Source organism: Clostridium sp. D5, assembly GCF_000190355.1.
GTDB classification, from domain to species: domain Bacteria; phylum Bacillota; class Clostridia; order Lachnospirales; family Lachnospiraceae; genus Faecalicatena; species Faecalicatena fissicatena_A.
This window is the reverse complement of the sequence record NZ_GL870812.1, coordinates 269,084-283,283: the sequence shown is the minus strand read 5'-3', so window position 1 is coordinate 283,283 and position 14,200 is coordinate 269,084. Positions and strand designations below refer to the sequence as shown.

Here is a 14,200-nt window from a genome sequence, read left to right as displayed (position 1 = left end):
AAAATCAGGGATATGTTACCGTTTACGCCCTCCAGGCGCGCACGGCACGGTCTGAACAGTAACAGGGATATTGCAGATACCATGCAGCAAGAACATGGCACTGAATGAACGGCACTCCGGGATAACGTACGCATAACGCTGTATGAAATGGTATGGCTATTGGTACGTCTATTTGCTATAATAAAATAATATGGTACATACATGCACGAAATTGTGACCCCTGCCGGCATAATTCCATCATGCTGTGAAATAAAACTTTCTGAGAAAGGAGGGTTTTCTTATGATACTCTGCATTGGCAGAACTCCATGCAAGGTCTGAGACGGACGATACTGCATGGAGATTAAAATAGAAATGCTTTCAATATCTGCCCGGTTTTGCTGCGGCGGTGAAGCTTTGCTATTTTTCGTCCAAATGGACTTTGCATTTTTAATATGACACTTTATGACGATTATTAAAAAGGAGCAAAGTCACTATGAAAAACTTTAAAAATTTATTTCAGGGATTACACTCATTCATTCTTTTATGGGCAACCCAGTCATTTTCTGAACTTGGAAGTTCTATGACCAGTTATGCGCTTGTCATCTGGGCTTACCAGCAAACTGGTTCTGCACTCACCACCTCGCTTTTGACAGTATGTTCGTATGCTCCATATGTGCTGCTGAGCATTTTTGCTGGGGCTCTGAGCGACAGATGGAACAAAAAGCGGACCATGCTGGTTTGTGACAGTCTTGCGGCGGCCAGTACTTTACTTGTATTCTTTTTCCTTGGCACAGGACGGCTGGAAATCTGGCATCTGTATCTGATCAATAGCTTTAACGGATTAATGAATACAATCCAGCAGCCTGCATCGGATGTGGCGGTCAGCCTGCTCACACCTAAGATGCAGTACCAGCGGGCCGGAGGGATGCGCGCGTTTTCAAATTCACTCATCACAATACTGTCACCGGTCATTGCCACCGCCTTTTTTTCGCTTTTTGGTATGACGGCTGTCATTGCTTTCGATTTTCTTACATTTGGAACCGCATTTATAACACTGGCACTTTTTATTCATATTCCATCTGTCAGGGAGGAAGCCGGTAAAGTACAGGAGACGGTACTTGAGTCCGCCAGAAAAGGGCTGTATTATCTCGCCGAGAATAAAGGAATCTTTTACCTGATTCTTTTTCTGTCGGCTATCAACCTGACCGCTTCCATGTATAATGCAGCACTTCCGGCAATGCTTCTGTCGCGCAATGGGGGCAGTGAAACAGCATTGGGACTGGTCAATGCCTGTTCCGGAATTGCAAATGTAGCGGGGAGCCTGATTGCTTCTTTTAGTCCCAAACCGAAAAGCAGAGTAAGAGTGATTACCAACGCCCTGTTGTTTTCCATGAGTACAGAGAATTTTCTTCTGGCTCTGGGGCACAGCACGCCGGTATGGTGCCTGGGCGCACTGCTTGGATGGCTGTTCATCCCGATTATGAATACGAATATGGATGTACTGCTTCGGACTTATATTCCCGTAGAGATCCAGGGACGTGTTTACTCCATCCGTAATACCTTTCAGTTCTTTACGATTCCAATCGGTTATTTTCTGGGAGGGATCTGCGTAGATAAGGTATTTGAACCATACATGAGCACCCGGACGGCCAATAGCCTGCCGGGGATATTGTTCGGCACCGGAAAGGGAAGCGGGGCGGCAATGCTGTTTTTAATACTGGGATTTATCGGCATGGCTACCTGCCTGATATTCAGAAAAAATAAACACATCTGGAAGATAGAAAAATCAATGACTCCGTAGCGCGCTGCGGCAGCGCCAGTACATGCTCCGGGATGTCTCTTATATTATTCTATATAGAATGAAAATAGGCTTTCTCAATATTTATATATGAGAGTAAGCCTATTTTTCATTTTCTGCGATTTGGAATAACTTTAGAATTCTCCGTTTACTTCATTACACGAGTTAAACTACCCGGCCCTGACGCCTTCGACTGTGATCTTGGGCATCTTAAAATATGTTGTATAACCGAGTTTCAGAGTATCAGCGAATGCCATCCTTGTAGGCGGCAGATAGACAACGCCCAGTTCGCTTGATACCTTTTTGTATCCTTCTTCTTCGAGTTTCTCATTCTTGCCGGCAAACCTTGCCAGTACATCCATGTAGGAGCCGCCTCACGTGCTGCACATATCAATGTACAGTACGAGGTCTTTCTGACCAAGCTCGTTCATGTATTCTTTTAGCTTCTTGTCCAATATCACTTTCATATTACGACCTCCTTTGCTTTTATGGTATTATTATACACCACCCAGCCAGGAAAATCTGTGATTAAATCACATTAAAGGGGTCTGACCCCTTTGCGGTCCGTTTTCAGAATATTCTGTCTTTTCACCTCTGGGGCATTTTGAATTCCTTCAGGGCCTGATTTAAATAGGCATTGAATGGAGCCATGAGGCGGAACCGCTCTGCTGCATATTGGATAAAGGCATCTGGATTCTCCAGTTTTTCGTCTTTGAAATTGTCTTCGATGTACCAGCTTTTGTTTTTCAGATACTGGGCCATGGAGTGTTCCTGGTTGTATTCTTTCGGGACGTTTTTCAGGGCAGTTCCTTTAATTTCAAAACTAGTATTACTGTCTTTAAATTGAGGCGATTCCAGAATATCTATGAGCTCTTCCCCATGGCTGCTAATGTAATCTCTCACCATGGCTGTCGCGTCCCGGAACATATCGGCAAATAATCCGCCGCCCAGGAAGGATCGGTCTCCCGGACTTATGAAGAGGAAAAACCCGACTGGCACAGGCAGTTTGCCGGCAGGAGATATATGACAGCGAAAGGCCGGATTGTATGGGGATTTATCATGGCTGAATCTGGTGTCTCTCATCAGCTTAAATGAGAGTTCTTTCGGCTGGTAGTTCAGTATCCCGGCATCGTCTTTTCCCAGTTCGGCCATCAGCCCGGCGATAATCTCTTCAAACTGGGCAGATGCTTCCTGGTACTCAGCCTTATGCGCATGAAACCACTCACGGTTATTATTCTGTTCCAATTCTTTAAGGTAGGAAATCATCTTTGACATGGTGCACCTCCTAATATTCCTGAATCTTTTCCATATGAGAAGAACGCAGGACCATTTCCATTCTTTCCCTTACAGTATCCGGGGTCTGGTATATCGGCAGCTCGTCAAATACCTGCGAAAGCTCGTCCAGTTTTTCCATTTCATCTTTATATTCCTCCAGCACATGGGAATCAAGGGGATGAAGCTTTAAGTATTCCAGACGCTCCGGGCTGATCCTTTTTTGTTTGACCGCATATTCCACCCTCTTTTTACAGCTGCACATGCCCACACCCGACAGTCCGCAGTATTCCGCCAGAAATGCGGCTAATTTAACTCTGATTCTGGACAGTTTCTGCCGGAAATTTTCCGGCGTCATCTGCAGGATCTCCCCTGCGGTACGGCTGTCTATCCGGAACATCGTCCCCAGAATAAAGATACACCTGCTGTCCGCATCCAGACACTGCAGCATCACATTCGTACAGGACATTTTCAGTTCCTCTGCCAGCTGCTGCCGGCTTTCCTCCTCGATCATGCCCTCCGTCTCGTCCAGAACCGCATATCTGATATCATTTCCGTAGAATTCAAAGTCCAGAGGCTGATGCGCAAACATGGATTTTTTATAATTCAGCAGATAATTAACTGCGATACGGTAAACCCATGTATGAAAGTTACTTTCCCTGCGAAATGTCCCCAGATTTGTCATAACTCGCACCAGAATCTCCTGTGATGCATCTTCTGCATCCGGAATGGTTCCCAGCATCCGCAGAGATAAATTAAACACCATGTCCTGAATCCCGCCCAGAAGTTTCTCCAGTGCTTCTGCATTTCCTTCCACCGCAGACTCTAAAAGCACATTTTTGTTTTCGTTTTCTTCCTTCATCAAATTTTTCTCCTGTCAGTATATTTTGTTTTCCTTTTAATTAGACAGCATTTATTCCCTGCTGTGACAGATATTCCTCAATTTTTTACAATCCGATTCATTTTATTATAACATTCCACCTGAATTTGTCTCCTGTAATTTCAAGGCATCTCGCCCCTTCACCCCCTTGACTTTTTACCGATTAATGATATACTAAAAAACAGATTTAGCAATACAGTTAACGCGAAGACAGGAAGAGTAAGCTGAGTAACCATTCAGAGAGAAATGCATCTGGTGTGAGACATTTCATGGGACATCATCCGAAGACCACCCTGGAGCGGCTTTAACAGAGCCCGGCCGACACCGTTATCGTCTAATGAGTGGCACTTGCAAAAAGGGTGGAACCGCGGTATCAAAGTCTATCGTCCCTGAACAGTTTTTCGGATTGTTCAAGGGCTTTATTTATTTTAGGAGGAAGATAAAATGAAGATAACACTGAAAGATGGATCAGTAAAAGAATACGCTGAAAGTAAAACCATCATCGATATCGCTTTTGATATCAGTGAAGGACTGGCAAGAGCGGCCTGTGCCGGGGAAATAGACGGCGAAACTGCAGACCTGAGAACACTCATTGAAAAGGACTGCACTTTAAATATCCTGACTGCAAGGGATGAGGCAGGACTCCGGGTTGTACGCCATACCTGCTCACATGTGCTGGCAGAGGCCGTAAAAAACCTGTTCCCGGATGCAAAGCTAGCAATCGGGCCAGCAATAGACACTGGATATTACTATGATTTTGATGCAGCACCGTTCTCCAGAGAAGATCTGGACAAAATAGAAAAAGAAATGAAAAAGATCATTAAAAAGGGCGCTAAATTAGAAAAGTTTACGCTTCCCAGAGAGGAAGCCATCGCCTTTATGGAAGAAAAAGGAGAGCCATATAAAGTGGAGCTGATCCGCGATCTGCCGGAAGATTCCGTAATCTCCTTCTACAGACAGGGGGATTTTGTAGATCTGTGCGCAGGCCCTCATCTGATGAGCACAAAAGGAATCAAAGCTTTTAAGCTGACTTCCTCTTCCGGTGCATACTGGAGAGGGGATTCCAATAAAGCAATGCTCCAGAGAATCTATGGAAGCGCTTTTGCCACCAAAGATGAACTGAACGAATACCTGCAGTATCTGGAAGAGGTGAAGAAGCGTGACCACAATAAACTGGGACGTGAGATGGAGCTGTTTACTACTGTCGATGTCATCGGCCAGGGACTGCCCCTGCTGATGCCTAAAGGCGCCAAGATCATCCAGACACTCCAGAGATGGATTGAAGATGAGGAGGACAATAACTGGGGCTACATCCGTACCAAGACACCGCTGATGGCAAAAAGCGACCTGTACCAGATATCCGGGCACTGGGATCACTATAAAGACGGAATGTTCGTGCTTGGAGACGAGGAGACAAATAAAGAAGTATTTGCCCTTAGGCCTATGACCTGCCCGTTCCAGTATTATGTATACAAAGCAAGTCAGAAATCCTACCGTGATCTTCCGCTTCGTTACAGCGAGACTTCAACGTTGTTCCGCAACGAGGATTCCGGAGAAATGCATGGCCTGACCCGCGTCCGCCAGTTCACGATCTCTGAGGGACACCTGATTGTCCGTCCTGATCAGATGGTAGAGGAATTCAAAGGCTGCCTTGCCCTGGCTAAAAAATGCCTGACAACGCTGGGACTTCAGGATGATGTCACCTATCATTTATCAAAATGGGACCCGGACAATACTGAAAAATACATCGGCGATGCTGAAGTCTGGAACGAAACAGAGGGTCATATCCGCAATATCCTGACCGAATTGGAAGTTCCTTTCGTGGAAGATGCCGGCGAGGCTGCCTTCTACGGACCAAAGGTAGATATCAACGCCAAAAATGTATACGGCAAGGAAGACACCATGATCACCATCCAGTGGGATGCACTGCTTGCGGAACAGTTTGACATGTATTATATTGACCAGAACGGCGATAAAGTCCGCCCTTATATCATTCACAGAACTTCCATCGGCTGCTATGAGAGAACCCTTGCATGGCTGATTGAAAAATATGCCGGCATGTTCCCGACCTGGCTGTGTCCGGAACAGGTGCGTATCCTCCCTGTTTCCGACAAATATCTGGACTATGCAGACAAAGTGGAAAACGAAATGAAAGCAAACAATATTCTCTGCACCGTGGACAGCCGCTCAGAAAAGATCGGATACAAGATCCGCGAAGCCAGACTTGCCAAAATTCCTTATATGCTGATTGTCGGTGAAAAGGAAGAAGCTGAAGGCACTGTATCCGTAAGAAGCCGTTTCCTCGGCGATGAAGGCGCGAAAGGCCTGCAGGGATTCATTGACGATGTATGCCGGGAAATCAGGACAAAAGAAATCCGTAAAATCGAAGTGCAGGAACAAAAATAAAAGTTCCTCAAAAATATAAGTCTGTACCTGCCACTGTTTTATGACAGCAGCAGTTGAAATAAAATGCCCGCCGAAACTGCATCACAAACAGTTCGGCGGGCATTTTTTCAGGTTCAGGCGGATACGATATCCTGCTTCAATCCACGTTCAGTAATTTCACAGAGTACGACTACATCTTGAAATGGTTATAAAAATCCTTGAGATCTTCTTTTACATCAGGAGGCAGCTGCGTCTTCCTGATACCGCGTATCGCCCCCTCCAGTGAATATAGCCTGTGGATGCAGGCAGACGGGTCGATCTCCTGTATTTTCAGCCATGCCTGTCTGCTTCCCATCTCTTTCAGCTGCTCAAACGTAATGATACCGGCCTGCTGAAGCTGATCTTCCACTACGGGGCCTATATTCGGCAGTTTCGATAATTCTCCCATGATTCCATGCCTCCTGTCCTTTTGTATATTTGATCCTATTATACATCACACATGCAGAATGCGCCACCTTCCTGTACAGGATTCGTTACCGTGCACGCCCGAAGGGTGTGAACAGTAACAACAGCAGACATTATTCTTCCGTACAGTAACGCCGGTACACGTATAAAAAGACGGCAGCCAGGACGCACAGATTCACTGCGATAATCCCCCATGCCTTAACTGCTGCATTTCCTTCCCCTCCGCCGCTGATAATCATATATACCTGCTGGGAATAAAACACAGTCGCAAATTTTTTAATCGTATGATTGAACGTTGACAGCATTGGCAAAAAGGATAAGACCATCATAACCGGTACCGTCAGTGAAGTTGCGCTCATCTGGCTTTTGCACGCAATCCCGATAATTGCGCCTGTCAGGACAGAGAGAATGATTCCCGCCATCATCGCAGCAGAGAACTTCAGAAATTCTGCACCGGAAAGTGAAGCCGTCAGGCCAAAACAGGCCGTCCCCACCAGACAGGCAAGCAGAACAGATCCCCCCACCGCCGCCAGGTACTGCGGCATCCTGACATTTGCCATCAGCAGCGCCTTTAACGTATGCTTTTCCTTTTCTTCCGACAGCACCTCCGTCACTGCAATCAGCGGCGCCATCCCGATATACATGGATGCAAACATATAAACAAAGTAGTTTTCCGGCATGCCCGGCATCTTCACTGCAAATGTCATCAGAACCGCTAATGCCGGAAACATGACAAACTGAATCAGGACATTTTTATTCTTTAGAGTATCCTTCCATTGTTTTCTTAAAATCGCAGTTACATTTCTCATACTTGCCTCCTAAAATACCGGGCGTCACCCGCGCACATTCCTTTGACTTACAGTTTCAAAGTAAAACGTGGCCGCTTCCACCTTATATCAGGCTTCTCCCGGTCAGTTTCATAAACACAGTTTCCAGATCCGGCTCCGTAGAATGGATGCTCTCGACCTCATTCTTCTGGAAAGAAGCAGAAATTGTCTCTGCAGATTCCGGAGAATTGGGCAGCGTCACCGTCTCTCCATTCTTGAATAAAATCTGTATCTGATTCAATTCGTTATACTTGCGGCACAAAGCATCCGGAACGCCGTATTCCACGATCTTCCCCTGGTGGATCAGCCCAATATGGTCACATAGTTTTGCCGCTTCCTCCATATTATGGGTCGTCAAAAATATGGTCGCCCCTTTTTCCTTCTGTTCTTCGATCAGCCCGTGTATCTCCGCTGTCATCGCAGGATCCAGAGCACTGGTCGGTTCATCCATAAACAGCAGTTTCGGTTCCTGCAGAATCGCCCTTGCAAAGATCAGGCGCTGCCGCATCCCCTTGGACAAGCTGGCAGATATAGTTCGTTCCTCTCCGGACAAGCCTACCTGCTTCAGCACCTCCCCGATTCTACTCTTGTTAATTCCGTAAATATCTGTAAATAACTTCAGATTATCATAACAGCTCAGCCGTTCGTAGATACCAGAGTCATCCAGCATCGCCCCCATCTGGCTGTAAATTTTCGTTCTTTCACTAACCGGCAGCCCCAATACCCGGATCTCTCCCCGATCTGCCTTTATCTGCCCGGTAATCAACTTGATCAGCGTGGTTTTCCCTGCACCGGAAGGCCCCAGCAATCCAAAGATTTCTCCCTTATGGATATCCAGCGAAATTTCCTTCAGCACCTGCTTCTTCTGAAATGATTTACTGATTCCCATGATACTAACTGCGTTTTCCATCCTGCTCCTCCTTCCATTTTTCCTTCAGATACTCCAGATTTTCCTCCAGCTTCTGGTTCTCCATCCGGTTCTTGACTGACATAATCCATACGCTGACTCCAAAGCATGTCGCAAAACATAGAGCAAACATGACCCACGCTTCCCACATAAGAACAGGAAACCATTTAAAAATAATAATAAAAAGCACAATAACCAAAACAGAACAGCACAGCATCAGGCAAATGCGGTATAATTCCGGCATATATTTTGCGGCTCTTTCCGAGAAGAAAATATAACGTATTCCCGTGATCAATACAGCCAGCCCCAGATACTGCCCCATGGTCTCCAGTGCAATACCACTGCCTCCGAGCCTGAACATCGAGGAAAGAGTACGGGTTTCTTCACCGAAAAGGAATGTAAAAACCATCATCAGGATCATCATAAATCCAAACGTACAGAGTACATTTTCCGCAAAATCAAAAATATTTTTTCTTTCTTCCATTTATTTCACCCCCAGCTTCTTTCTCACATAATCCGCATACTGTCTCGACACCGTCAGCTGTTCCCCGTTCGTCATTGTTACCCGGAGTTTCCTGTCCAGTTCTGCGCGGATCGCCTGAATCTGCCGCAAATTAATAATGCAGGACTTTCCCGCCCGGAAGAAATCAAATTCTTTTAACTCCTCCTCCAGCTCATATAACTTCAAACAGGACTCATAAACATCATCCTTCGTATACATAAAAGTTTTCTTATCTGCCGTATCGATGTACAGGATTTTGGAAATATCCAGAATATAGGATTCTCCATCCTTTTCCCCCAGCATCTTAAAATCCAGAATCCGCAGCATGGAAATTACCTTTTCCAGCTGCGGGGTCAAGTGCCTGCAGGTTATCTGGATTTCCGTCTCTTCGGCCTGACTGTCTGTGTGGATTGAGATTTTCAAATAACCTTCCCCCTTTTCTTGTTCTTTCACTACTATACGGGTTCCTGAGGGGGAAAACAAGACCCATAGCCTGACATGCCAAAAATGGGGGCTAAGTTTCCAGGGGAGGGGGAGAAGGGACGCCTGACGTGGGACGGGGGGCAGACGGAAGCATATATCTGTATGGAATGCTGGCCGCTGTGCTAAGCAGCAGTAAAAGGAAACACACAAAATCAGCCAGCATCGTACGCATTCACCGCCTGCTCTGATGAGTAGACGGCTCAGGCGTACTCAAAAGTTGATTTGGTGATCAACTTTTGGCCGGCTGATTTTGTGTGTTTCCTCTAACTGCTGCTAAGCTCGCTTTATGCATCCCATACAGATATATGCTTCCGTCTGCCCCCCGTCCCACGTCAGGCTGGTTCATCCAACCATCAGGCTGGAATCCGTTACACGGTGAGCACTCCTCGTCTGTTCATCCGCTAGCTCAATTGCTGATATATGCCTCAATTCCATCAGCGATTCCCTCGGCCATTTTTTGCTGAAACTTGGGGTCTGCCATTTGAATATCGTCCTGCTGATTGGTCATAAATCCCATTTCCAGGATTATGACCGGAATCTTGCTCCAGTTTATTCCTGTCACTGTGTCATCTGTCTGCACACCTCTGTTATAAATGCCGGTAGCCGTGCAGTATGAATTCAGAACATCCTCTGCCAGCTTGAAGCTCTCATCGTACAGGGTACCGACAAAGGGATTCTCCGGCGACATGACCAGACACAGAGCTCCGGCGCTTTCGGGACTTTCACTGCCATTTGCATGGATTCTGACACATAGTTTTGCACCGGAATCATTGGCGATCTTTGCTCTGTCCTGGTTGCTGACAGATGTTTCGTGATTTTCACGGGTCATCACGACCTGATATCCCCTGTCTGTCAGGCAGGTTTTTACCTTTTCAGAGATTTCCAGATTGAGCTGATATTCGGCAAGTCCGGTGAAACGCCCGGTCGTCCCGGACGTTGTTTTTGCCTTCAGGATACCGGAACCTGGTCCGTCCTCTTCTTCTCCGCTCATTCCGGCCTCAGGTCCCTGATGGCCGGGGTCCAGCGCTATTATAATCTGTTCTTCAGCCTTCTTGGGTTCTGCTGCCGTCTCTGGGTTCTGGGTACCTGCAGCGGGGATTTTTGCCTGGGATGACGCCTGATGGCTGACCTGGTCAGTCATGACCTGTTTTCCGGCTGCCTGGTTCGGCTTTATTCCTGAATAAAAACAAACTCCAGCCACAAGCACTGCCAGAACTGCGGCCGTTACTGCCATTCCTCTGATACTCTTTTTGTTCATATTTCTCCTTTTTGGCCGCATTTCGGGCACTATTATAAGTATGGAATAGTATATGCCCTGCTTGTCCTTATTATGAACAATAAGAATGGATCAGTCCTCTTCCTGTGTTTTTATCTGATTTTTAACTCTGTCTTACATGAAGTCAAAGAGGCTCATCTGTTTTCCACTGCCTGCGTTTTTACGCTTGTCGGCCCGCTCCCGGCAGATTCCTGTATCGGGCAGTTCTCCGAGAAATTCAGATTCGTCCTGCGATGTTGTCAGTATCAACTCGTCCTTCGCCCTTGTCATGCCGACATAGAATAGCCGCCGCTCTTCTTCCAGATCGACTGTCTCATACTTTTCAAAGGGAATCAGTCCCTTTCTCACACCATAAATGAATGTTACGGGAAATTCCAGGCCCTTTGCACCATGAAGCGTCATAAGTGTGACCGCTTCTCCGTTATAGCGTCTGTCTCCGCAGCGTCTTAAGTCGCTCTCCACGCCCAGGCTCAGAGCTTCCATAAATTCGTCCATGCTCCTGTAAAAAAGTGTCATGCCAGCCAGTTTTTTCATAGCCGTGCTTTCCTGCATCTGCATTTCCTCTATCCACTTCTCCAGGAACTTCTGGGGCTTACTCTTTGCATAGAGAGGACGGAATTTCTCTGCCATAGACTCAAATACGCTTTCCGCCACTACATTTGTGTCCAGATCCCATAAAAGCTTCAGACATATTTTCCGCGAAAATTCATCCGCCGGATTGGCAAGGCATTTAAAAAAGGAAATACTTCCTCTGACTTCATACTCTGTAAGAAACGCCTCTCTTCCGGTCGTTACATAAGGAATGCCTTCTTTTCTGAGGCATTTCTCCAGGAGATCCGCCTGCCGGTGTGTACGGTACAGTACGGCAATATCACCGAAACTCCGTACTTTCCCGCTCCCGGCTCCAATTTTCTGGGCCTCCAGCATACCGATTCCGCCGGCAAGTCTGTTAATTTCTTTTGCTGTAAATATAGCTTCCGCCATCTCGCTCCCTGCTCTCACCACACGGACAGGCATCTCCTCCTGCCGATGGGCCAGAAGCTTCCTTTCCGGACCCTGATTGTGTGAAATAACGGACGCCGCCGCATGAAGCACCGCCGGCGCGCAGCGGTAATTCCAGGCAAGCCGGATCTCCTGCATGTCCGGATAATCTTCTTTCAGCTTCTCAAAGCAACGGGCATCTGATCCCCGAAAGCCATAGATAGACTGATCCGGATCACCTATCACAAACAGCTCTCTCCCACCTCTGCTCCAGGCCTGAATCAACCGGTACTGTATGGGACTGATGTCCTGGAATTCATCTACAAGCAGATAAGCAAAACGCTTTTCCCAGCCATCCTGCACACTTCCCTGTTCAATCAGCTTTAAGGTCTCTAAAAGCAGATCATCGAAATCCAGCAAATGCTGTTCCCTCAGAATTCTCTGGTACGCTTTTGCCCCCTCATTCCAGTTCTGGGGCATCTCCTGCGCCTCTTCATCCGCATCGTTTTGCGCCATCCTGGTCTGCATTTCTTCGGGATCCATTCCTGATTTGAGAAGGGATGCCACGCGGAGCAATTCTTTGGGCTTCATCTTCAGTCCTGTTTCATCAAGGGCTCTTCCCGCCGCCTCAAGTGAGGCCGCATCATCTGCCAGTGAGAATTCAACGCCCTGGTTCTTCAGGAAATTCAGACAGATTGCATGGAACGTCCCCACCTGCATTTTATTCAGATTTCTTGATCTGCCGATCTCCTTTTTGATTCTTTCCATCAGTTCCCCTGCCGCCTTATTAGTAAATGTAACAGCAGTAATTTCTGAAGGCTTTACTTTCCGCACTTCCAGCATGTAAAGAATCCTAGATATCAGGGTTTTGGTTTTTCCGGTGCCAGGTCCGGCAACTACAGCTACCGCACTGCCCAGGGCACGAACCGCCTGTTTCTGCTCCTGATTGAGGTCTGCCGGTTTGTTTGGGCCTGCTGCCCCCTCTGCATTTTCCGTTTCAGCGGTCTGATTCCCTGAACTTATATTTTCACCAGTTATTCCCTCCAACGGTTCAGATCCATTATCAGAAATCTGCCTCTTGTCACCAGTTTTCCCACTCTCACTGCCATGTTTTTCTTCCGTGTTGATACAGAGAGCATCAAAAAAGCTCATCTGTCCATCCAGTCTGTCAATCTCGTCCTGCGTAAATAATCTCACAGTCCCGTATTCTCCGTCAAACCCGGGATTGCGTTCCACCTTGCCGGCACGCAGTCTTCGGATTCCTTCCGCAATCAAATGGCCTGATGTCTTCTGCACATCTTCTTCCGGAACAGACCGCAGTATCTCAAATTCCGGCCCCAGCCTGCGCAGCATATTCTGGTATTCCTTCTGCACTTTAGTGCTGGCTGCAGAATGTCCCAGGGAGGCGCCTATGACTTCCGGCAGAGGCACCAGACTTTCAAAGCCTTTCGCATCAGTCCTGACATACCCTTCTGTTCTGTCAGCCAGCTGCTCCACCCGATGTGATACACCAATCGTCAGCTTGCGGCCGCATACGGGACAAATGCCATCGTATTTTATCGTTTCTGCAGGCGCCAGGCAGATGCCGCATTTCCGATGCCCGTCAAAATGATATTTTCCTTCTTCAGGGAAGAATTCGATTGTCCCATGCAGACCTTTTCCTGTTTGAATTGCTTCTCTGAGTTCCGAAAAAGACAGACCCGTATCCAGAAGATTAGCTTCGCGGCCCAATTTGGCCGGAGAATGTGCGTCAGAGTTGGAAATCAGCTGGTACTTGTCCAGAGCAGATATCCGCCAGTTCATAGGCGGATCAGAGGACAATCCGGTCTCCATGGCATGGATGTATCCGGATAAATCGCCAAAGCATTCTTCCACTGAGTCAAACCCTGAGAAGGCACCAAACAGTGAAAAATGGGGCGTCCATATGTGGGCAGGGACATAAATTGCTCCCGGGCAAAGCTCCAGCATAATTTCCAGCAGATCATGACAGTCCAGCCCCAGTATGGGACGGCCGTCTGAATGGATATTTCCGATGATCTCCAGCTTCCTTGCCAGAATCTCCGCGTCCTCCAGACCCGGCAGTAAAATCAGGCTGTGCACCTTGCGGACTCGGTCGTTCTTTTTATAAATGGAACTGATTTCTCCCGTAATCACAAACCTTGGTACCATCACATCGGCTACAGAATCGTCCACTATGCGGTATTCTTTTTTCAAGGTATAAAGACCTTCCTCCGCCGGTTCGAGCTTTTCCTGCATCTCTTCCCGCCAGGCCGGATGGGTGAAATCACCGGTTCCGATCAGGTGGATTCCCTTTCTTCTCGCCCACAAATCCAGATTCTCCAGATTACAGTCCCGGCTGGTTGCACGGGAATAATGCGAATGAATATGTAAATCTGCTATGTACATATAAACACCTTCTCTTCTGAATACTATCTAAAACTACT

The 14,200-nt window shown here is 47.1% G+C and carries 12 protein-coding genes; 2 read left to right on the top strand and 10 right to left on the bottom strand.

Features of this window, described 5'->3' with window-relative positions; translation table 11 throughout:
* Positions 1-473: 473 nt before the first annotated feature.
* Positions 474-1,781, top strand: a complete 1,308-nt coding sequence (locus tag HMPREF0240_RS11425) for an MFS transporter (protein WP_009003577.1) — start codon at positions 474-476, stop codon at positions 1,779-1,781.
* Between the two features lie 167 nt (positions 1,782-1,948).
* Here the strand turns inward: HMPREF0240_RS11425 and HMPREF0240_RS11420 are convergent, their stop codons facing one another.
* From HMPREF0240_RS11420 to HMPREF0240_RS11410, 3 genes are all read right to left on the bottom strand, one after another.
* Positions 1,949-2,140, bottom strand: a complete 192-nt coding sequence (locus HMPREF0240_RS11420; RefSeq protein WP_009003576.1) for a hypothetical protein — start codon at positions 2,138-2,140, stop codon at positions 1,949-1,951.
* Between the two features lie 226 nt (positions 2,141-2,366).
* Complete coding sequence (locus tag HMPREF0240_RS11415; protein WP_009003575.1) at positions 2,367-3,053, bottom strand: DUF2461 domain-containing protein; 687 nt, start codon at positions 3,051-3,053, stop codon at positions 2,367-2,369.
* Between the two features lie 10 nt (positions 3,054-3,063).
* Positions 3,064-3,912, bottom strand: a complete 849-nt coding sequence (locus HMPREF0240_RS11410) for an RNA polymerase sigma factor (RefSeq protein WP_009003574.1) — start codon at positions 3,910-3,912, stop codon at positions 3,064-3,066.
* Between the two features lie 462 nt (positions 3,913-4,374).
* Between HMPREF0240_RS11410 and thrS the strand changes: the two genes are divergently transcribed.
* Positions 4,375-6,336, top strand: a complete 1,962-nt coding sequence (gene thrS, locus HMPREF0240_RS11405) for a threonine--tRNA ligase (protein WP_009003573.1) — start codon at positions 4,375-4,377, stop codon at positions 6,334-6,336.
* 169 nt (positions 6,337-6,505) lie between these two features.
* Here the strand turns inward: thrS and HMPREF0240_RS11400 are convergent, their stop codons facing one another.
* The 7 genes from HMPREF0240_RS11400 to HMPREF0240_RS11370 all read right to left on the bottom strand — a co-directional run bounded on the left by HMPREF0240_RS11400 (position 6,506) and on the right by HMPREF0240_RS11370 (position 14,162).
* The gene (locus HMPREF0240_RS11400; RefSeq protein WP_009003572.1) at positions 6,506-6,763 is read right to left on the bottom strand and encodes a TfoX/Sxy family protein; all 258 of its coding nucleotides are present in this window, start codon (positions 6,761-6,763) and stop codon (positions 6,506-6,508) included.
* 130 nt (positions 6,764-6,893) lie between these two features.
* Positions 6,894-7,589, bottom strand: coding sequence for an ABC transporter permease (locus HMPREF0240_RS11395; RefSeq protein WP_009003571.1), 696 nt, complete (start codon positions 7,587-7,589; stop codon positions 6,894-6,896).
* 82 nt (positions 7,590-7,671) lie between these two features.
* On the bottom strand, positions 7,672-8,517 hold the full coding sequence (locus HMPREF0240_RS11390) for an ABC transporter ATP-binding protein (RefSeq protein ID WP_009003570.1): 846 nt from the start codon (positions 8,515-8,517) through the stop codon (positions 7,672-7,674).
* On the bottom strand, positions 8,501-8,998 hold the full coding sequence (locus HMPREF0240_RS11385; RefSeq protein WP_009003569.1) for a hypothetical protein: 498 nt from the start codon (positions 8,996-8,998) through the stop codon (positions 8,501-8,503). Before HMPREF0240_RS11385 ends, HMPREF0240_RS11390 begins: the two co-directional genes overlap by 17 nt.
* The gene (locus tag HMPREF0240_RS11380) at positions 8,999-9,439 is read right to left on the bottom strand and encodes a LytTR family DNA-binding domain-containing protein (RefSeq protein WP_009003568.1); all 441 of its coding nucleotides are present in this window, start codon (positions 9,437-9,439) and stop codon (positions 8,999-9,001) included.
* Between the two features lie 466 nt (positions 9,440-9,905).
* On the bottom strand, positions 9,906-10,757 hold the full coding sequence (locus HMPREF0240_RS11375) for an N-acetylmuramoyl-L-alanine amidase (protein WP_009003567.1): 852 nt from the start codon (positions 10,755-10,757) through the stop codon (positions 9,906-9,908).
* Between the two features lie 132 nt (positions 10,758-10,889).
* Positions 10,890-14,162, bottom strand: coding sequence for a UvrD-helicase domain-containing protein (locus tag HMPREF0240_RS11370; RefSeq protein WP_009003566.1), 3,273 nt, complete (start codon positions 14,160-14,162; stop codon positions 10,890-10,892).
* Positions 14,163-14,200 lie beyond the last annotated feature (38 nt).